This is a genomic window from Mycobacterium sp. NGS69, assembly GCF_059812165.1.
This window is the reverse complement of the sequence record NZ_JCALCD010000002.1, coordinates 135,829-155,350: the sequence shown is the minus strand read 5'-3', so window position 1 is coordinate 155,350 and position 19,522 is coordinate 135,829. Positions and strand designations below refer to the sequence as shown.

The 19,522-nt window shown below is 69.5% G+C and carries 16 protein-coding genes; 4 read left to right on the top strand and 12 right to left on the bottom strand.

Annotated features, from left to right (window positions below; genetic code table 11):
* The first annotated feature begins 100 nt into the window (after positions 1–100).
* The 3 genes from AC5Y2S_RS05885 (at position 101) to AC5Y2S_RS05875 (ending at position 4,247) form a co-directional block, all read left to right on the top strand.
* The gene (locus AC5Y2S_RS05885; protein ID WP_499954590.1) at positions 101–898 is read left to right on the top strand and encodes an alpha/beta hydrolase; all 798 of its coding nucleotides are present in this window, start codon (positions 101–103) and stop codon (positions 896–898) included.
* 87 nt (positions 899–985) lie between these two features.
* The gene (locus AC5Y2S_RS05880; protein ID WP_499954588.1) at positions 986–2,698 is read left to right on the top strand and encodes a DEAD/DEAH box helicase; all 1,713 of its coding nucleotides are present in this window, start codon (positions 986–988) and stop codon (positions 2,696–2,698) included.
* Positions 2,699–2,825: 127 nt separating this feature from the next.
* A complete protein-coding gene (locus AC5Y2S_RS05875) occupies positions 2,826–4,247 on the top strand; it encodes a PE family protein (protein WP_499954586.1) in 1,422 nt (473 codons plus the stop codon).
* Positions 4,248–4,283: 36 nt separating this feature from the next.
* Here AC5Y2S_RS05875 and AC5Y2S_RS05870 read toward each other — a convergent pair whose 3' ends face one another.
* The 8 genes from AC5Y2S_RS05870 to AC5Y2S_RS05835 form a co-directional block, all read right to left on the bottom strand.
* Positions 4,284–6,716 (bottom strand): [protein-PII] uridylyltransferase, encoded by a 2,433-nt coding sequence (locus tag AC5Y2S_RS05870; RefSeq protein ID WP_499954584.1) that lies wholly within the window; start codon positions 6,714–6,716, stop codon positions 4,284–4,286.
* Between the two features lie 45 nt (positions 6,717–6,761).
* On the bottom strand, positions 6,762–7,100 hold the full coding sequence (gene glnB, locus AC5Y2S_RS05865) for a nitrogen regulatory protein P-II (RefSeq protein ID WP_067880293.1): 339 nt from the start codon (positions 7,098–7,100) through the stop codon (positions 6,762–6,764).
* Entirely contained in the window at positions 7,097–8,479 is a 1,383-nt protein-coding gene (locus tag AC5Y2S_RS05860) for an ammonium transporter (protein WP_499955659.1), read from the bottom strand. The genes glnB and AC5Y2S_RS05860 overlap by 4 nt, the downstream gene beginning before the upstream one ends.
* A 187-nt stretch (positions 8,480–8,666) precedes the next feature.
* The gene (ftsY, locus tag AC5Y2S_RS05855) at positions 8,667–9,980 is read right to left on the bottom strand and encodes a signal recognition particle-docking protein FtsY (RefSeq protein ID WP_499954582.1); all 1,314 of its coding nucleotides are present in this window, start codon (positions 9,978–9,980) and stop codon (positions 8,667–8,669) included.
* A 73-nt stretch (positions 9,981–10,053) separates the two neighbouring features.
* A complete protein-coding gene (locus tag AC5Y2S_RS05850) occupies positions 10,054–10,713 on the bottom strand; it encodes a hypothetical protein (protein ID WP_499954580.1) in 660 nt (219 codons plus the stop codon).
* A gap of 84 nt (positions 10,714–10,797) precedes the next feature.
* Complete coding sequence (smc, locus tag AC5Y2S_RS05845; RefSeq protein WP_499954578.1) at positions 10,798–14,397, bottom strand: chromosome segregation protein SMC; 3,600 nt, start codon at positions 14,395–14,397, stop codon at positions 10,798–10,800.
* Between the two features lie 132 nt (positions 14,398–14,529).
* A complete protein-coding gene (locus AC5Y2S_RS05840; RefSeq protein ID WP_499954576.1) occupies positions 14,530–14,823 on the bottom strand; it encodes an acylphosphatase in 294 nt (97 codons plus the stop codon).
* Positions 14,810–15,232: an OsmC family protein gene (locus tag AC5Y2S_RS05835; RefSeq protein ID WP_499954574.1), complete on the bottom strand. Its 423-nt coding sequence runs from the start codon at positions 15,230–15,232 to the stop codon at positions 14,810–14,812. Before AC5Y2S_RS05835 ends, AC5Y2S_RS05840 begins: the two co-directional genes overlap by 14 nt.
* A 52-nt stretch (positions 15,233–15,284) precedes the next feature.
* On the opposite strand from AC5Y2S_RS05835, the gene AC5Y2S_RS05830 reads away from it, so the two are divergent.
* The gene (locus AC5Y2S_RS05830; RefSeq protein WP_499954572.1) at positions 15,285–16,061 is read left to right on the top strand and encodes a PIG-L deacetylase family protein; all 777 of its coding nucleotides are present in this window, start codon (positions 15,285–15,287) and stop codon (positions 16,059–16,061) included.
* Positions 16,062–16,133: 72 nt separating this feature from the next.
* Here AC5Y2S_RS05830 and mutM read toward each other — a convergent pair whose 3' ends face one another.
* From mutM to sepIVA, 4 genes are all read right to left on the bottom strand, one after another.
* The gene (gene mutM / locus AC5Y2S_RS05825) at positions 16,134–16,997 is read right to left on the bottom strand and encodes a DNA-formamidopyrimidine glycosylase (RefSeq protein ID WP_499954570.1); all 864 of its coding nucleotides are present in this window, start codon (positions 16,995–16,997) and stop codon (positions 16,134–16,136) included.
* 3 nt (positions 16,998–17,000) lie between these two features.
* Entirely contained in the window at positions 17,001–17,714 is a 714-nt protein-coding gene (rnc, locus tag AC5Y2S_RS05820) for a ribonuclease III (protein WP_499954568.1), read from the bottom strand.
* The gene (locus tag AC5Y2S_RS05815) at positions 17,711–18,304 is read right to left on the bottom strand and encodes a YceD family protein (RefSeq protein WP_499954566.1); all 594 of its coding nucleotides are present in this window, start codon (positions 18,302–18,304) and stop codon (positions 17,711–17,713) included. The genes rnc and AC5Y2S_RS05815 overlap by 4 nt, the downstream gene beginning before the upstream one ends.
* A gap of 196 nt (positions 18,305–18,500) precedes the next feature.
* A complete protein-coding gene (sepIVA, locus tag AC5Y2S_RS05810) occupies positions 18,501–19,238 on the bottom strand; it encodes a cell division protein SepIVA (protein WP_499901028.1) in 738 nt (245 codons plus the stop codon).
* Positions 19,239–19,522 lie beyond the last annotated feature (284 nt).

Genomic DNA, 19,522 nt, shown 5'->3' with positions numbered 1-19,522 from the left:
TGCGGCCAGCCGCACGTTCGGCGCCGAGGGTGCGGCTGGCCGCACGCTCGTGGGGCCGCGGGGGCTTGACGCCGCGACGCGGGCAAAGAAAAGTCGGCTCATGCTCGAGGTGATCGACAAGGGGTCCTGCACCGACGCGCACCCGGTGCCGCTGCTCTTCGTGCACGGCGGCTGGCACGGCGCGTGGTGCTGGGACGACGGTTTCCTGGACTTCTTCGCCGACGCGGGCTATCGCGCGGTCGCGATGAGCCTGCGCGGGCACGGCACCAGCCCCACCGACAAGCCACTGCCAAAGGTCTCCATCGAGGACTACATCGACGACGTCCGTTCGGTGGCCGACGACCTGGGCGGCGCGCCGGTGCTGATCGGCCATTCCCTGGGCGGCTACACGATCCAGCGCTACCTGGAAGACCGGACGGCGCCGGCCGCGGTGCTGGTCGGCTCCCTGCCGCCGTCGGGCGTGCTCGGGGCGGCGCTGCGCGTCTGGCGCCGGCGGCCGTGGATGACCGTGCACTCGTTCAACGACCCCACGCTGGTCAAGTTCCTCCGCACGTCGGGACTGGCCCGCGCGTACCTGTTCTGCGCGGACACGCCCGAGCACATCGTCCAATCCTGCTGGGACCGCGCCGGACCCGAGAGCATCCGCGCCGCGATGACCGACCCGATGTTCCGCCGGGTCAAAACCCAGCGCGTCACCACCCCGATGCTGGTGCTCGGCGCCGTGCACGACGGCTTCGTCAGCGTCGGCGCGGTGCGCGCCACGGCGCGCGCCTACCGGACCGAGCCGGAGTTCTTCCCGATGGGCCACAACATGATGCTCGAACCGGGATGGGCCGACGTCGCCAAGCGCATCCACACGTGGCTCGACGCCCGCGACCTGTCGCGCCACGCCGGGTAGTTCGCGTCGCTGCTGCGCCGAAAAGCGTTGGCATGCTACATTTCACACCCGCCGCCGAACCGAGCTGGCCGTGTCGAGGATGCAACTTTGGGGGGAGCTGTTTCGGTGCAGGCGGGCAGCGACACCGGCTTGGCATTGCGTGGCTGGCAGCGGCGGGCGCTGGTCAAATACCTCGCCGCCCAGCCGCGCGACTTCCTGGCCGTCGCCACTCCCGGCTCGGGCAAGACGACGTTCGCGCTTCGGGTGGCGGGCGAGCTGCTCGCCCAGCGCGCCGTCGAGCAGCTCACGGTCGTGGTGCCCACCGAGCACCTCAAGGTGCAGTGGGCGCTGGCGGCGCAGCGGCGCGGCCTCGCCCTGGACCCGCGGTTCTCCAACACCAGCCCGCAGACCTCGCCGGAGTACCACGGCGTGATGGTCACCTACGCGCAGGTCGCCGCGCACCCGACGCTGCACCGGGTGCGCACCGAGCAGCGCAAGACGCTCGTCATCTTCGACGAGATCCATCACGGCGGCGACGCCAAGACCTGGGGCGAGGCCATCCGGGAGGCCTTCAGCGACGCGACCCGCCGACTCGCGCTGACGGGCACGCCCTTTCGCAGCGACGACAGCCCCATCCCGTTCGTCACGTACACGTCCGGCGCCGACGGGGTGCTGCGGTCGCAGGCCGACCACACCTACGGCTACACCGAGGCCCTCGCCGACGGCGTGGTGCGGCCGGTGGTGTTCCTCGCCTATTCCGGGCAGGCCCGCTGGCGGGACAGCGCCGGCGAGGAGCACGCCGCGCGACTGGGCGAGCCGCTGTCCGCAGAGCAGACGGCGCGGGCGTGGCGCACGGCGCTCGACCCCGCCGGCGAATGGATGCCGGCGGTGATCGCGGCCGCCGACGAGCGGCTGCGCCAGAAGCGGGTCCACGTCCCCGATGCGGGCGGCATGATCATCGCCTCCGATCGCACGGCGGCCCGCGCGTACGCCGCCCTGCTGACGAAGCTGACCGCGGAGGCGCCGACCGTCGTGCTGTCCGACGACCCCGGATCGTCGGCCCGCATCACCGAATTCGCCGAGAGCACCAGCCGCTGGCTGGTCGCGGTGCGCATGGTCTCCGAAGGGGTCGACGTGCCCCGGCTGTCGGTCGGGATCTACGCGACCAGCGCCTCGACGCCGCTGTTCTTCGCCCAGGCCATCGGCCGGTTCGTGCGGTCGCGCCGGGCCGGCGAAACCGCGAGCATCTTCGTGCCGTCGGTGCCCAACCTGCTGCAGCTGGCCAGCGAGCTGGAGGCCCAGCGCAACCACGTGCTCGGCCAACCGCACCGCGAGGACGACGATCCCCTCGACGGTGATCCCGCCGTGCGGACGCAAACCGAAAAGACGGAAACGGAAAAGGGTTTCACCTCGCTGGGCGCCGACGCCGAGCTGGACCAGGTCATCTTCGACGGGTCTTCCTTCGGCACCGCCGCCCCGGCCGGCAGCGAGGAGGAGGCCGACTACCTCGGCATCCCCGGGTTGCTCGACGCCGACCAGATGCGCGCCCTGCTGCACCGGCGCCAGGACGAGCAGCTCAAGAAGCGGGCCGCCAACGGGCCGCCGGCCCCGGTGGCGTCGATGCACGGCCAGCTGCGCGACCTGCGTCGCGAGCTCAACACGCTCGTCTCGGCGACCCACCACCGCACCGGCAAGCCGCACGGCTGGATCCACAACGAACTGCGCCGCCGCTGCGGGGGCCCACCGATCGCCGCGGCGACGCGCGAGCAGATCCAGGACCGCATTCAAGCGCTGCGGCAGCTGAACTCCGAACACTCCTGAGTTCCTCGCGGGCGATCTTGGATGCGACTGCTCCCGCGGAAAAAGGCATGAGCGGTTTCCTCGGCTGTTGTACTATTCGTCGGTCGTCAAATAGCTCGTTGTTGCCTTCGCGGACGGAGGACCGAGTATGTCGTTGCTGAGCGTCGCCCCGGACATCGTGACGGCGGCGAGTGGGAATTTGGCGGACGTGGGTTCTGCGCTGCGGGCCGCGAACGCGGCGGCGGCAAGCCAAACAACCGTGATTGCCGCGCCGGCCGCCGATGAGGTGTCTGCAGCGATCACCGCACTTTTCGGTGCGCATGCTCAACAATTGGAGGCCCTTGGCGCCAAGGCGGCCGCATTCCACGACGGGTTCGTGAACTTGTTGAATGGCGGGGCGGCCCAGTATCTGAACACGGAGATCGCAAACGCCCAGCAGACGTTGGCGAATGCGGTGAACACGCCCGCCGAGGCCCTGCTGGGCCATCCGTTGCTGGGGACGCGCCAATGGGCCGCCGGCGCTGCCGCTGCGAACCCGGCTGGCGTCCTAGACACAGGCAAGAAGCTGCTTCAAGACGCCCTGCCGTACAAATGGACGACCAACGTCACGTACAAGCCCGACGGTAACGGCGGCTTCGTAACGGTTCAGACTAATTCGCTGGGCCCCAATGGTGAATTTATTGCCGGGAAGGTTTTTGGTGCCATAGGCGATAAATTCGTCGAAGGCATTGGCGAAGGCAGTTCGTATATTGAAACGCAGGCATCGGGTTTCATCGGCGACTCCGCTTTCGGCAAATCCCCCCTTGGTGCAGCCATCGGCGACAGTGCGGGGCTTGTCTCCTCCCAGGCGGCAGATTGGTTCGGCGGTACGGTCTTCGGCGATGCTCTTTCGTCGCTCCTGAACCCACACCCGTTGGTCACGGTGACCTCGATCACCGATACTGATGCTTTCGGAAACGTCAGGGAATCTGGTTTGGACGTGAATGTCCTAGGGGCCAACGGCTCGTATCAGACGGGGTCGGGCGGTATCGGCATCCCAGCGATAAATATAAATTCGCTCTTTGATAACCCGCTCACGCAAACTGTAAATTCTGTCCTCACGGACAGTCCCATCGGCCAATTGGTTACTGATGTGACTTCGAGCCCAAATAATATAGCGGTCGATATCGGCGATATACTCGACACATCGTCTTCGGACTTGACGAATTCCTTATACAATCCTCAAAGCGTGTTGACTCAATTGCCGTTCTGGCCAACGCAGCCTTCGAACTTTCAGTTGGGCCCCGGCTTTACGGTGACCAGCGACGTGGTCTCCCCATACGGCGCCGACGGCATTCAGCAAGACATTGCGGGGGTTTACACGTTCGGCCTTGGACCGGTCAGCGTGCCCTGGGGGTCTTTCAATGGGAACGTGGCCGCCGACATGTACGGAGGCCACGCGGTGGCAACTGCCAGCATTTCCGGATTTACCGAGACGGCCGGCGTGTACCAAACACTCGACGGCGGTCCCCAATTCTTCTTCTCCGGCTCGCTGTTCGGCATATTGAACACGCCACAATTTACATTCTGAGCTTTTCAGCTCGGTGGCACGTGTTCGTAGTTCTTTTTAATCCAGGCCGCCCAGCACCGCCAGCAGCTGCTTCTCCACCGCCGCCTGCGCGTCCGGCTCGTCGGGCAGCTCCACACAGAACACGTCGGCCGCCGTCGACCCGAACGTGTGAACCTTCGCCCACGCGATGTCGGCGCCCGCGCGCTCCAGCGCCCGGGCCAGCAACGCGAGCAGGCCCAATCGATCCATGGCACGGACCTCGACGAGAGGCTGCCCCGACGCGGCGGGGTCGAGCCACTGGATGTGGGGCGGGGCGGTCGACCGCGTCACGGGCACGCCGACCTGGATCTCGCCGGCCCGTTCGGTCGCCGCGCAGGCGGCGTCGCTGTCGCGCTTTTCCAGCGTGCCCAGGACGTCGACGTCGCCGCCCAGAGCGTTGGTGAACTGCTGGCGCAGCAGGCCCGCCTCGGGTGGCGAACCGAACAGGGGCGACACCACGAATTCGATGATCGCCACACCCTCGTGCGTGTTGACCGACGCCGAATGGATGCGCAGCGAGTTCAGGGCGAGCACCGCGGCGGCGTTCGACACCAACCCGCGCTGGTCGGGCGCGATCATCACCATGTTCAGGCGCTCGCCGCCGCCGGGCTCCATCTGCACATGAACCCCGTGGTCGGCCGCCAGCGAAAGATATTGCGGCGCAGTCGGTTCCGCCTGCGGCAGCGGCTCGCCCGCCATCACCAGCCGGCAGCGGCGCACCAGCTCCTCGATCAGCGACGCCTTCCAGTCGCTCCACACCCCGGGCCCCGTCGCCTTCGAGTCCGCCTCGGTCAGCGCGTGCAACACCTCCAGCAGAAGCGGATCCCCGTCCAGCGCATCGGATACGGCCTCGATCGTCTTCGGGTCGTTGAGGTCGTTTCGGGTGGCCGCCACCGGCAGCAGCAGGTGGTGGCGGACCAGCTTCGACAGAAACTCGGAGTCTTTGGGCGAAACCCCGAGCCGCGGACCGATTTCGAGGGCCATCTCCGCCCCGAGCACGCTGTGGTCGACTCCCCTGCCCTTGCCGATGTCGTGCAGCAGCGCGCCCAGTGCGAGCAGGTCGGGCCGCGACACGCGGGTGGCCAGCGGCGCCGCGTTGACGGTGGTCTCGACGACGTGGCGGTCCACCGTCCACTTGTGCGCGACGTCGCGGGGCGGAAGGTCGCGGATCGCAGCCCATTCCGGCACCAACCGCTCCCACAGCCCGGTGCGGTCGAGCGCCTCGACCGTCGCCACCGCGGTGGGTCCCGCGGAGAGAACGACCAGCAGGTCGTCCAATGCCGTACTGGGCCAAGGGATTGGCATCTCGGGCGCGGCGGCGGCCAGGCGACTCAGCGTGGCTGCGCCGATCGGCAGCCCGGTGTCCGCCGACGCGGCGGCCACCCGCAGCACCAGCCCCGCGTCGGTTTCGGGAGCGGCGTCGCGGGCGAGCACGATCTCCCCCGCGTACTCGACGACGCCCTCGTCCAGCGGGCGGCGCTTGGGCCGCCGCACCAGGGCCGACACACCACGGCGCGGCAACGCGTTCTCCGCGGTCCGCAGCCCCGTCTCGGCGTGGTAAGCGATGGTGCGGCCCGCGTCGGACAGCTTGCGGGACAAGTCGAATCGGTCACCGATGTGCAGGGCTGCGCTGATCTCGTCGGCGTACTGGGCCAGTAGCTGATCGCGGCCACGCCCGGAGACCCGGTGCAACTCGGTGCGCACGTCGAGGAGCGTCAGGTAGGCCTCGTCGAGCGAACCGCCCGGCGTTTCCGTGCGCGCCATGCCGTGGCGATCGATGAGCTGGGCCACCCCGAGCGCGTCGAGCAGTTGCACGTCGCGAAGGCCGCCGCGACCCGATTTGAGGTCCGGCTCGGCACGCTGCGAAATGCGGCCACAGCGCTGCCAGCGGGCCTGGGTGATTTCGACCAGCTCACCCATTCGGGAGCGAATCGCGCTGCGCCACTGCTTTCTTGCGCCGGCGATCAATTCCTCGGACAGCCGCGCGTCGCCAGCGATGTGGCGGGCGTCCAGCATGCCCAGGGCCGCGATCATGTCCGTGTTGGCGACGCCCAGCGCCCCGGAAACCGTTCGCACGCTGTGGTCGAGCCGAACGTTGGCGTCCCACAACGGATACCACAGCTTGTCGGCGACTTCTTGCAGCACCTCGGCGGGCTTGTCGTCGTGCAACAACATCAGGTCCAGATCGGAATACGGCAGCAGCTCGTGACGGCCCAGCCCGCCGATCCCGACGATCGCAAAGCCACTGCCGTCGGCGATCCCGATCTCGTCCGCCTTGGCGGTCAGCCACGACTCGTGCAGATCCTGCCAAGCGTGCCGCAGCTCGGCCGCCCCCAACCCGCGACCATCCGACAGCAACCGGCGCCGCGCGGCAACCAAATCGCTTGCCCCGCCAGCTTTTTCCGTGCCCGGTCCAGATGACCCGGACGGGCCGGGTGGGTCCTCTTTCATACCCTCCCGGCCCGTCCGGCCTGAATCAGCAAGCTACGGTCAAGGTCAGAGGGCATCGGTCCCGCGTTCACCCGTGCGCACCCGCACGATGGTTTCCACGGGGCTCACCCAGACTTTGCCGTCCCCGATCTTGCCGGTGCGGGCCGCCCGGACGATGCTGTCGACGACCTTGTCGACGATGGAGTCGTCGACGACGACCTCGATCCGCACCTTGGGCACGAAGTCGACCGAGTATTCCGCACCCCGGTAGACCTCCGTGTGGCCCTTCTGCCGTCCGTAGCCCTGGATTTCGCTCACCGTCATCCCCAGGACGCCCGCCTCCTCGAGGGCGGTCTTGACGTCGTCGAGGGTGAACGGCTTTACGATCGCGGTGACTAGCTTCATGAAGTCTCTGCCTCCACTTTCTTGACTGCGTCGTCCTGTCCGTTGGGGCTTTCCTCCGCGCCGCCGATCCGGTGCGGAATGGACGAGGCCCCGACAGCTGCGAACTCGTAAGCGGTTTCTGCGTGCTCCGACTCGTCGATGCCGCCAGCCTCGGCTTCCGCACCCAGCCTAATCCCGATGGTGTACTTCAGGATAAGGGCCAGGATAAGCGTCACGATGAACGAGTAGAACAGGACGCTGAACGCGCCGACCGCCTGCCGCTCGAGCTGAGACCACCCACCGCCGTAGAAGAGGCCCTTCGAAACCCCAGTCACGCCGTTGATGGCCGTGCTCTCCGGGGCCGCGACCAGACCGACCAGCAGCGTGCCCGTCAAACCGCCGACCATGTGGACACCGACCACGTCCAGCGAGTCGTCGAAGCCGAACCTGAACTTCAGCCCCACCGCCAGCGCGCACACCGCGCCGCCGACGAAGCCGATCACGATCGCGCCGAGCACGTTGACCGACGAGCACGACGGCGTGATGGCCACCAGCCCGGCGACGATGCCCGAGGCCGCGCCCAGCGTGGTGGGATGCCCGTCCCGGATGCGCTCGACCAGCAGCCAGGCCAGCATGGCCGTCGCGGTTGCGATCGTCGTCGTCATGAAGGTCGACCCGGCGGAGCCGTTGGAGCTGGTCGCCGATCCGGCGTTGAACCCGAACCAGCCAAACCACAGCAACCCGGCGCCGAGCATGACGAACGGCAGGTTGTGCGGGCGGAACAGCGTCGTGGGCCAGCCTTTGCGCTTACCCAAGACAATCGCCAGCGCCAGGCCCGCCGCACCGGAGTTGATATGGACCGCCGTTCCACCTGCGAAGTCGATCGCATGCAGCTTGGTGTTGATCCAGCCGCCGTGCTCGGACGCGAAGCCGTCGGCCGCGAACACCCAGTGCGCCACCGGGAAGTAAACCAGCGTCGCCCACAGCCCGGCGAACACCAGCCAGGCGGTGAACTTCAGCCGGTCCGCCACCGCGCCCGAGATCAGGGCGACGGTGATGATCGCGAACATCAGCTGGAAGGCCACGAACACCGTGGCGGGCATGGTGCCGGCCAGCGGGATGTCCACGGCCGCCTGCGCCTTGCTCGGGTCGGCCTTGACCGCGTTACCACCGATCAGGCCCTTCAAGCCCCAGTAGTCACCCGGGTTACCGACGACGCCACCCTTGCTGTCACCGAACGACATCGAGTAGCCGTAGAGCACCCACAGCACGGTGACGACGCCCATCGCGCTGATGCTCATCATGATCATGTTGAGCACGCTTCGGGTACGGACCATGCCGCCATAGAAGAAGGCAAGGCCCGGCGTCATTAACAGCACCAGAGCGGAACTCGCCAACATCCAGGCGGTGTCGCCCGTATCGGGTTGGCCCAATTGCGGGAATGCCACGCGCTATCACCTCCGGTCGCACAGGAAAGGCCGTCAGACGTCCGTCTGTGGCCTGCGAGAACCATGCGCAATTGTTGTTTCGGCGATGGTGCCGCCATGTTTCGGCGGTATTAACGTCGCGAGTGGCGTGTAAGCGACTTCAGCCGAGCAGGGCGTCCACGAATGCGGCGGGTTCGAACGGCGCCAGATCGTCGGGGCCTTCGCCGAGTCCGACCAGCTTCACCGGCACCCCGAGTTCTTGTTGGACGCGGAAAACGATGCCGCCCTTCGCCGTTCCGTCCAGCTTGGTCAGCACCGCGCCGGTGATGTCGACGACGTCGGCGAAGACGCGCGCCTGCGCCAGCCCGTTCTGCCCGATGGTGGCGTCGAGCACCAGCAGCACCTCGTCGACCGCGGCGCGCCGGGTCACCACGCGCTTGACCTTGTCGAGCTCGTCCATCAGCCCGACCTTGGTGTGCAGCCGCCCGGCGGTGTCGATGACGACGACGTCGGCGCCGGCCGCGATGCCCTTGTCGACCGCGTCGTAGGCCACCGACGCCGGGTCGGCGCCCTCGGCCCCGCGCACCACGTCCGCGCCCACCCGCGCGGCCCAGGTTTGCAGCTGATCGGCGGCCGCGGCCCGGAAGGTGTCGGCCGCGCCGAGCACGACGCGGCGCCCGTCGGCCACCAACACCCGCGCCAGCTTGCCGACGGTGGTGGTTTTTCCGGTGCCGTTCACGCCGACGACGAGCAGCACCGAGGGATGGTCGGCGTGTGGCAGCGCCCGGATCGAGCGGTCCATGTCGGGTTGCAGCTCGTTGATCAACACGTCGCGCAGCACGGCCTTCGCGTCGGCTTCGGTACGCACGCTGCCGCTGGCCAGCCGGCTGCGCAGCTGCGTGACCACCGACTGGGTGACCACCGGACCCAGGTCGGCGACCAGCAGCGTGTCCTCGACGTCCTGCCAGGATTCCTCATCAAGGTCGCCGCCGCCGATCAGGCCCAGCACGCTGCGGCCGAGCGCGTTCTGCGAGCGGGCCAGCCGGCCGCGGAGTCGCTCCAGCCGCCCTTCGGGTGGGGCGATGGCCTCGATCTCCGCGGCCTCGGGCGACGGCGCGGCCTCGGGGGCCGGCGGGACGGGCGGTGGCGCGGCCTCGGGGGCCGGCGCGGCGGGCGGTGGCGCGGGCGTCTCGGGCGCGGGCAGTTCGACGTCGGAGATCGCGCGCCGCGGCGCGTCGCGGGGCACGGTCGCGTCGTCGCCTACCGCGGGCAGGCCGGTGGTGTCGAGGGTGGGGGTGCGGCTGAACGTGATCCCCGAGGACGCGGTGTAGCCGCCGGAACGATCGAGCGCCCCGGGCTCGGGCCGCGCGATGCTGATCCTGCGGCGGCGGTACCGCACCAGGCCTGCGACCAGCGCGGCAATGATGACCAGGGTGGCGGCGACCGCGATCGCGATCCAAAGACCTTGGGACACGCTGGCATTCTTTCAGGGACCCTCCGGTCCACCGAACACAGCCGGACAACCGGGGCGCATTAGGGCAAGGCCGTCAGCCGCCGAGTCCCTTCTTGACGGCCGCGTCCTGCTTCTGGCCGACGTCGACGACGAAGTCCGGCGGCGGGAGGGGGTCCACCGGGCCGATGAACTCCAGCGTGACGAAGGCTCGGCCCTCGGTGAACAGCAAGACCGTCACACCCTTTGAACCATCCGGAGACTTGCCCGACATCGTGGTTCCACCGGTGCCGACATTTGCTGGGGCCGTTTCGGGGTTCGTGACCATGCCCTGTCCCGCCTTCGCCGAGTTCAGCGCGCTCGTGGCAGCGGCCGCATCCGGCAGGACCTGGATGGTGTCGCGGATATGGACCTCCTTGACCGTGACGCCGTCCTGATCCGCGGGGTGGGGTTGGGTGCTGAAGGTGATCGCAGCGCCCGGTTGGCCGTTGGGGTTCGTTGTCGGCTGGCCGGCGACGAAGGGAATCGGCGCATCGATATCTGTCGTCTGGATCAACAACCGGGTGTAATCGCTGGGCTGTGCCGGCGGCGAAGAAGTCGGAGCCGGGATCGCGGTTGAGGGGGCCACGGTTGTGCTCATCGGGGTGGCCGATGCTGACGTCGCCGTGGGCGACGACGAAGTGCCGCTGCAGCCGGCCAGCGTCGCCGCCAGCGCCGCCGCCGCCATGGCACCGGCAGCGATGCGGTTGGTCTCCATTGGGGGACTTCCTTTCTGCCCGCCCGGCGGGCCCCCCGAGTTCACAAGCGTCGGCTCGCTACCGATCCCAACAAAACACTGCGCTCAGGACGGGTTGCCGACCAGCTGCTCCACCTGCTGGCCGCGCATCCGCTGGGAGATCACCGCGGTGATACCGTCGCCCTGCATGGTCACGCCGTACAGGGCGTCGGCGACCTCCATGGTGGGCTTCTGGTGGGTGATGATGATGATCTGCGACTTGGCCCGCAGCAGTTCGAACAGGCTGATCAGCCGGCGCAGGTTCGTGTCGTCGAGCGCCGCCTCGACCTCGTCCATGATGTAGAACGGCGACGGGCGGGCCCGGAAGATCGCCACCAGCATGGCGACCGCCGTCAGCGCCTTCTCACCGCCCGACAGCAAAGACAGCCGGGTGATCTTCTTGCCGGGCGGACGCGCCTCCACCTCGATGCCGGTGGTGAGCATGTCGCCCGGATCGGTCAGCCGCAGCCGGCCCTCGCCGCCCGGGAACAGCACGGCGAAGACCTCCCGGAATTCGCGTTCGACGTCGACGAACGCGTCGTTGAACACCTGCAGGATGCGCGCGTCGACGTCGGCGATGACGTCGAGCAGGTCCTTGCGGGCGGCCTTGACGTCCTCGAGCTGGGTGGACAGGAAGTTGTAGCGCTCCTCCAGCGCAGCGAACTCCTCCAGCGCCAGCGGATTGACCCGGCCGAGCTCGGCCAGTTCCTTCTCGGCCCGCTTGGCCCGGCGCTCCTGGGTGGCCCGGTCGTATGGGATCGGGGCGGGCGCGAACACCTGCTCGCCGCGCTCCTTGGCCTGCTCGTATTCGGCCATCTCCAGATCCGTGGGCGGCAGCTGGTTCTCCGGCCCGTACTCGGCGATCAGGTCGTCGGGCGACATGCCGAACTGCTCGAGCACCATCTGCTCGAGCTGCTCGATGCGCATCGCCGCCTGGGCGTTGGCCACCTCGTCGCGGTGCAGCGAGTCGGTGAGCTTGGCCAGCCGCGCCCCCAGCGCGTTGACCTCGTCGCGCACCGTCGCCATCGCGGCCGTGCGCTGCTGGCGCTCGGCGACCAGCGCGTCGCGCATCGCCGATGCCGCCTCGACCACCCGGTCCAGCCGTGACGCCAGCAGCCGCCCCGCGTCGGCGACGGCGCCCGCCACGGCGGCCGCGTGCAGCCGCGCCGCGCGCGCCTGCTGGGCGCGCAGCCGCGCCTCGCGTTCGGCCGCGGCCGCGCGCCGCAGGGAGTCCGCCCGCCCGCGCACCGCGTTGGCGCGCTCCTCGGCGGTCCGCACCGCCAGCCTGGCCTCCACTTCCACGCCGCGGGCGCTTTCGGCGGCGGCGGCGATCTGCAGGCGGTTGGCGGGTTCGGCGGCCTGCACGTGCTGGGTCTCCTGGGCGTTGCGCAGCCGGGTTTCCAGCGCGGTGACCTCTTCGACGGTCTGCGCGCGCCCGGCCTCGGCCTCCTCGCGCTGGCGAAGCAACCGGCTCCACTCCTCCTCGGCGGCCCGGGCTTCCTGCCCGAGCCGGCCCAGCTGCTCGTACATCGCCGAGATGGCGGTGTCGGACTCGTTGAGTGCGGCCAGCGCCTGCTCGGCGGAATCCTGCCGCGCGATCTGCTCGGTCAGCGCGCCGGACAGGGCCGCGCTGAGCTGCGCCACCTGGGCCTCGGCCGCCGTCAGCTCGGCGCTGGCCTTGTCGATCTCCGAGGTGAGCTCCAGCGTGGACAGCTTGCGGTCGGATCCCCCGCTCACCCAGCCCGCGCCCACCAGGTCGCCGTCGAGCGTGACCGCGCGCAGCTGGGGACGTGCCGCGACCAGGTCCAGCGCGTCGCCGAGGTCGTCGACGACCGCGACGCCGGACAGCATGGCCGTCATCGCCCCGCGCAACCGTTGCGGCGTCTCGACCAGGTCGAGTGCCCAGAAGGCGCCGCCGGGCAGCGCGCCGGCGGGCGGGTGCTGATCGGCCGGCCAGTCGCCCAACACCAGGGCCGCGCGGCCGCCGTCGGCCTGCTTGAGGGCGGCGACCGCGGAACGCGCGGCGCCGAAGCTCTCGGCGGCCAGCGCATCGGCCGCCGAACCGAGCACCGCGGCCAGCGCCGTCTCGTAGCCGGACCGCACCTTGACCAGCTTGGCGATCGGGCCGAAAAGCCCTGTGCCGGCGTGGTTTTGCGTGAGCCACGCCGCGCCGTCCTTGCGCTCCAGCCCGACCGAGAGCGCGTCGATGCGGGCCCGCAGCGACGCCACTTCCCGTTCGGCGCCGCGCTCGGCGGCCTGCAGCTCGGCGACGCGTTCGTCGGCCGACCGCAACGCGGCCACGGTCCGCTCGTGGTGCTCGTCGAGGCCCACCTCGCCCTGGTCCAGCTCGCCGACGCGCGCCTGCACCGTCTCGAACTCCGCGCGGGTCTGCTGTGCGCGGGTGGCGGCCTCTTCGATGCGCTCGGAGAGCCGCGCGACGCTGTCGTCGATCGATTCGACGCGCGCCCGCATGGTCTCCACCTGGCCGGCCAGCCGCGCCAGGCCCTCGCGCCGGTCCGCCTCCGCGCGCACCGCCGCCAGATGGGCCCGGTCGGCCTCGGCGGCCTGCGCCTCGCGCTCGGCCAATTCGGTGCGGGCCGCGTCCAGGCGGGTGCGCGCGCCGGCCAGCTCGGCCAGCAGCCGCTGCTCGGTCACCTCCACCTGCTGGGCCTCGGCCTCCAGCGCCTCGGGATCGGTGTCCCCGGTTGCCACGGGCTCGACGTCGAGATGCTGCGCGCGTTCGCTGGCGATGCGCACCGTCGCGGCGACGCGCTCGGCCAGCGCGGACAGCCCGAACCAGGTGTGCTGGACCGATTCGGCCCGCCCCGACAGCTCGGCGAGCGCCGTCTCGTGCGCGGTCAGCTCCTGCGAGGCCACCTCCAGCCGCGCGGCCGCCTCGTCGTGCTCGCGGCGCATCAGGGCCTCGGCCTCGAAGATCGCGTCGCGCTCCACCTGGCGGCTGACCAGGTCGTCGGCGGCCAGCCGCAACTTCGCGTCGCGCAGGTCGGCCTGAATGGTCTGGGCGCGACGGGCCACCTCGGCCTGGCGGCCCAACGGTTTGAGCTGGCGGCGCAGCTCGGTGGTCAGGTCGGACAGTCGGGCCAGGTTCGCCTGCATCGCGTCGAGCTTGCGCAGCGCCTTCTCCTTGCGCTTGCGGTGCTTGAGCACGCCCGCGGCCTCCTCGATGAAGGCGCGGCGGTCCTCGGGTCGCGACTGCAGGATCTCGTCGAGCTTGCCCTGCCCGACGATGACGTGCATCTCACGGCCGATCCCGGAGTCGCTCAGCAGCTCCTGGACGTCCATCAAACGGCAACTGCTGCCGTTGATTTCGTATTCGCTGGCGCCGTCGCGGAACATCCGCCGGGTGATCGACACCTCGGAGTATTCGATGGGCAGCGCGTTGTCGGAGTTGTCGATGGTGACCGTGACCTCGGCGCGCCCCAGCGGGGCCCGCGACGAGGTGCCGGCGAAGATGACGTCCTCCATCTTCCCGCCGCGCAGCGTCTTGGCGCCCTGCTCCCCCATCACCCACGCCAGGGCGTCGACGACGTTGGACTTGCCCGAGCCGTTGGGCCCGACCACGGCGGTGATGCCCGGCTCGAAGCGCAGAGTCGTCGGCGAAGCGAAGGACTTGAAGCCCTTCAGCGTCAGACTCTTGAGGTACACAGCGCGCCAGACTACCGCTCAAATCGCCGGCGCCAGGCTTCCCCGAGGGGTGTCGGTGCGCTTCAAATTCGCCTGGTGTTCACACTCCGACGCACTGGCCACAGTGGTCACACCAGTCACTGCGGGGCCACGTCAGTGCTCGACGAAACCGACGAAACGCTGCGCGGGTTCCGACCAATCGGCGACGACCTTGTCCACCCGTCCCGGCCTGGTAGGCCACGCGGTTCCGCCTTCCAGCAGCCGCAACAACTCCTCGGCGGCCGCGCGCGGACCCTGCGCCACCACCAGCACCCGGCCGTCGGGCTGGTTGGCCGCGTACCCGGTGAGCCCGAGCTCCAGCGCCCGGGACCGCGTCCACCAGCGGAAACCGACCCCCTGGACGCTGCCGTGCACCCAGGCGGTGAGCCGGGCGTCAGGCTGGGGCATCTGAGGCATCGGCGATATCGAAGTTGACGGTGGTACCGGACTTCAGCGTGCGCCCGACGGTGCAGACCAGGTCGACCGCCCGGCTGGCCACCGCCAGCACGCGTTGCTTCTCCTCGTCGGAGAGCCCGGACAGGTCGAGCTCGAGGGTCTCCTCCAGCAGCGGATAGCGCTCCTGCTCGCGGTCGGCGGGGCCGGAGACCTTGACCACGGCCTGGTAGTCGTCGCCGAGCCGGCGGGCCAGCGGCTCGTCCGTGGACATGCCGCTGCAGGCGGCCAGCGCGATTTTGAGCAGCTCGCCCGGGGTGAACACGCCCTCGACGTCCTCCGAACCGACGAGCACCTGAGCGCCGCGCGAGCTGTGCCCGGTGTAGCGGCGCGTCCCGGTGCGTTCGACCCACAGTTCCGTCATGGCTTCTTTTCTACCGGGCGGCCTTTGCGGCCGGGCGGGCATACTGCGTTGCATGGCGACCGTCGTCGCATTCCACGCCCACCCGGACGACGAGGTGATTCTCACCGGCGGCACGCTCGCTCGGGCTGCGGCGGCCGGGCATCGCGTTGTCCTCGTCACCGCGACCGACGGCCGTGTGCACAATGACGACGGCGATCTCCGGTTGAACGAAGTGCGTGCGAGCGCAAGCATTCTCGGCGTACACCGGTTCGAGTGCCTTGGCTATGCCGACAGCGGCTACGGCCCCGTTTTCTACCCCGATCCGCCCGGGCGGGTCAGGTTCGGCCGGGCCGACGTCGACCAGGCGGCGGGGCGGCTCGCGGAAATACTGCGCGATGAAGCCGCGGATGTGCTGCTCAGCTACGAGCGCAACGGCGGCTACGGCCACCGCGATCATGTCCAGGTGCACCACGTGGGCAAGCGCGCCGCCGAACTCGCAGCGACGCCGCGAGTGCTCGAGGCGACGATGCCGCGCGAATTGCTGGTGCGCATCGGCAATCTCGCCCGCCTGCTCCGACTGCCGGCGCCCTACGAACCGGAAGTCGCCCGCACTGCCTACACGCCGACGGGCAGCATCACCCACCGCGTCAACGTCTTCGGTTTCGCGCGGCACAAGCGCGACGCGATGGCCGCCCATCGCTCCCAAATCGGCGACTCCGGCCTCGCGGCACGCGCGTTCGACGTGCTCCTTGCGCTGCCGCCGCAGGCGTTTGGCCTGCTATTCCCTCGTGAATGGTTCGTCGACCCCGCGCTACCGCCGGGGACCGTGCACCGCGACATCTTCGACTGATTCGCCGTCGAGTGTGTTCCCCGTGCGTCGCGGCTCGGCGTGTCGCGGCCGTGGGCTCACACCGAAAAGCCGTCAGCGCACACTCGAAACCCGCGGGCGCGGTTGGCACCTCGGGCAGTAAAACGAGGAGCGGTTCATGAACTTCTCCCGGCGTATCACCGCGCCGCAGCGCCGGCAGGGTTCGCCTTCGCGGCCATAGGCGTCCAGCGATCGGTCGAAGTATCCCGACTCGCCGTTGACGTTGACGTAGAGCGAGTCGAACGAGGTGCCGCCCTTGCCCAACGCGTCTCGCATCACGTCGGCGGCGGCGTCCAGCACGGCGGTCAGCTGGCGACGGCTCAGCGCGTCGGCGATGCGCGCGCCGTGCACCTTGGCCCGCCACAACGCCTCGTCGGCGTAGATGTTGCCGATCCCCGAGACGACGGTCTGATCGAGGAGCTGCCGCTTGATCTCGGAATGCTTGCGCCGCAAGACGTTTACCACCGCGTCGCGATCGAAAAGCGGGTCAAGCGGGTCGCGCGCCAGGTGCGCGACGGGCTGCGGAACCACGCTGCCGTCGACATTGATCAGGTCGGCGAGCATCCACCCCCCGAACGTCCGCTGGTCGGCGAAGCTCAGCACGGTCCCGTCGTCGAGCAGCGCGGAGATGCGTACGTGGTCGGCGCGGGGCACCTTGCCGAGCAACATCTGCCCGCTCATGCCGAGGTGAACGACGAGCGCCGCGTCCGGGTCGTCCAGCAGCAGCCACAGGTACTTGCCGCGCCGGTCGGTCCCGGTGATCTTCGCCTCGAGCAGCCGGGCGGTGAGGTCGGCCGGCCCGGCCTCGTGGCGGCGCACCGCGCGGGGATGATGCACCCGGACCGCGGTAATCGTCTTGCCCACGACGTGGGCCTGCAAGCCGCGGCGCACCACCTCGACTTCGGGCAGTTCGGGCATCGGCTACGCCGACGTCTTGCCCGCGGTGTCCAGCGTCTCGAGCACTTTCCAGGTCGCCGCCGCGGCCTTCTGCTCGGCCTCCTTCTTGGAGCGGCCGACACCTGACCCGTATTCGGTCTCCATCACGACGACCACCGCGGTGAACTCCTTGTCGTGGTCCGGCCCGGTGGAGGTGACCACGTACGACGGCGCCCCCATGCCGCGCGCGGCGGTGAGCTCCTGCAGGCTGGTCTTCCAGTCCAGCCCGGCGCCCAGCGTCGGCGCGGCGTCCAGCAGCGCGCCGAACAGCCGCAGGATCACCTCACGCGCCGTGTCGATTCCGTACTGCAGGTAGATCGCGCCCAGCAGCGATTCCATGCCGTCGGCCAGGATGCTCGACTTGTCGGCCCCGCCGGTGTTCGCCTCGCCGCGGCCGAGCAGGAGGTACACGCCGAGACCCTCGTCGGACAGGTTGCGCGCGACGTCGGCCAGCGCCTGGGTGTTGACCACGCTGGCCCGCAGCTTGGCCAGGTCGCCCTCGGACCGGTCGGGATGGCGGTGGTAGAGCTCGTCGGTGATGGTCAGGCCCAGCACGGCGTCGCCCAGGAACTCCAGGCGCTCGTTGGTGGGCAGCCCGCCGTGCTCGTAGGCGTAGCTGCGATGCGTGAGGGCCAGCGACAGCAGCTCGTCGGGCAGCCCGACGCCGAGCGCCTCGAGCAGGGCTTGCCGCGACGTCACCGCTGGTCCCCCGCGGTGTCGTCCGGCTCGGGCGGCTCCGGCAACATCTCGGCCAACTTGGACCACCGCGGGTCGATGCGGTCGTGGTGATGGCCGGGCTCCGCCACGAGCGCGACACCGCAATCGGGGCACAACCCCGGGCAGTCCGGGCTGCACAGCGGCGCGAACGGCAGCTCCAGCCCGACGGCGTCGATGATCGGCTGCTCCAGGTCGATGGTGTCGTCGACGATGTGACCGACCTCGTCTTCCTCGGTGGTCGCCTCGGTCGTGCTGTCCGGATAGGCGAACAGCTCGGTCAGCCGGACCTGCACCCGCCCGGTGACCGGCGTCAGGCAACGGGAGCATTCGCCGACGGTGGGCGCGTCCACGGTTCCGGTCACCAGCACGCCCTCGGACACCGACTGCACCTGCAGGTCCAGCTCCAACGGGGCGCCCCCGTCGATCGCGATCATGTCCAGTCCGATACGCGCCGGGCTGGGCACGGTCTCGCGCAGGGTGACCATCGCGCCTGGGCGCCGACCCAGCCGGGTGATGTCGACCGTCATCGGCGACGTCGAACGGCGCTGCGTGGTGCTGCTATGCCGCGTCATAGAGGAAATCCTACGGCGCCGCGCGCGTAATGAACGTAATGAAAGGGCGCGGACGGGCGGCTAGCCCGGATGGCGGCGACCCGCTTCGCCCGGTCCCCCGCAAGCGGGAGGTGCCCCCAACGCGCGCTCGCGATCGCCGCTAGCCCGGACGGCGGCGACCCGCTTCGCCCGGCTGGCGCCGCGCTCGCGATCGCCGCTACCGGGTGGCGTAGTCGTGGGTGCCGGCGGCCGTGCGCAGCTGGTGGCGACCCCGGCCGACCGACCGCAGCGTGCCGTTGAGGAACTCCTCGAACTCGGCGAGCTTGTTGTCGACGTAGACGTCGCACTCGCCGCGCAGCCGGTCGGCCTCGGCGTGCGCGGTGTCGATGAGGCGGGTGGCCTCGGCATTCGCCGCCTCGACCACGCTGTTCTGCGAGACCAGGCGCTGCTGCTCCTTGATGCCCTCTTGCACGGCCTTCTCGTAGGAGATGTTGCCGTTCTCGATCAGCCGGTCGGCCTCGGCCTGGGCGCGGCTGACGCTGGCCTCGTACTCGCGTTTGGCCGCCGTGGCGATGCGAATCGACTCCTCGCGGGCCTCCCCGACCATCCGCTCGCTGTGCTGGCGCGCCTCGTTGACCATCCGGTCGGCCTGCGCCTTCGCGTCGGACAGGAGCCGGTCCGCCTCGGCGCGGGCGTGGTTGAGCATCGACTCCGATTCGGTGGTCGCCGAGGAAACCATGGATTCGGCGTGCGACTTGGCGTCATGCAGCATGGAATCGCGCGCATCGAGCACGTCCTGGGCGTCGTCCAGTTCGCCGGGGATCGCATCCTTGATGTCGTCGATCAGCTCCAGCACGTCACCGCGGGGCACGACGCAGCCGGCCGTCATGGGCACGCCACGCGCCTCTTCGACGATGGCGCCCAGTTCGTCCAGCGCTTCAAAAACTCGGTACACGGCCATACCCTCCTGGCGTCTTGCCAAAAAATCTCGTTGTTACCAGTGTGCCTGTTGTTACGTCTGTGACAGCGGTGGCGACGCGGTGTGTCGGGCATTTGCCCTCCGCGCCCGCTCGCCGCCTGGGAAATCCATAGAAAATGCCCGTTCACGCCGTTTCCGCGGGCCCGACCGCCGCGCGGGGTTGTTCCGTCCATATTCTTTGCCGGCCCCCGCACCGATTTGCAGCCATTCTAGGGATCGCGGCCGTTCCCGCGCGCAAACGGCCTTCGCTCACGTTGACA

Excerpts from the sequence above, each read along its gene's own strand:
- AC5Y2S_RS05885 (WP_499954590.1), top strand. The coding sequence starts at position 101 with ATGCTCGAGGTGATCGACAAGGGGTCCTGCACCGACGCGCACCCGGTG.
- AC5Y2S_RS05875 (WP_499954586.1), top strand. The coding sequence starts at position 2,826 with ATGTCGTTGCTGAGCGTCGCCCCGGACATCGTGACGGCGGCGAGTGGG.
- AC5Y2S_RS05870 (WP_499954584.1), bottom strand. The coding sequence starts at position 6,716 with ATGAAAGAGGACCCACCCGGCCCGTCCGGGTCATCTGGACCGGGCACG.
- glnB (WP_067880293.1), bottom strand. The coding sequence starts at position 7,100 with ATGAAGCTAGTCACCGCGATCGTAAAGCCGTTCACCCTCGACGACGTC.
- AC5Y2S_RS05860 (WP_499955659.1), bottom strand. The coding sequence starts at position 8,479 with ATGTTGGCGAGTTCCGCTCTGGTGCTGTTAATGACGCCGGGCCTTGCC.
- AC5Y2S_RS05850 (WP_499954580.1), bottom strand. The coding sequence starts at position 10,713 with ATGGAGACCAACCGCATCGCTGCCGGTGCCATGGCGGCGGCGGCGCTG.
- AC5Y2S_RS05840 (WP_499954576.1), bottom strand. The coding sequence starts at position 14,823 with ATGCCCCAGCCTGACGCCCGGCTCACCGCCTGGGTGCACGGCAGCGTC.
- AC5Y2S_RS05835 (WP_499954574.1), bottom strand. The coding sequence starts at position 15,232 with ATGACGGAACTGTGGGTCGAACGCACCGGGACGCGCCGCTACACCGGG.
- AC5Y2S_RS05830 (WP_499954572.1), top strand. The coding sequence starts at position 15,285 with ATGGCGACCGTCGTCGCATTCCACGCCCACCCGGACGACGAGGTGATT.
- mutM (WP_499954570.1), bottom strand. The coding sequence starts at position 16,997 with ATGCCCGAACTGCCCGAAGTCGAGGTGGTGCGCCGCGGCTTGCAGGCC.
- AC5Y2S_RS05815 (WP_499954566.1), bottom strand. The coding sequence starts at position 18,304 with ATGACGCGGCATAGCAGCACCACGCAGCGCCGTTCGACGTCGCCGATG.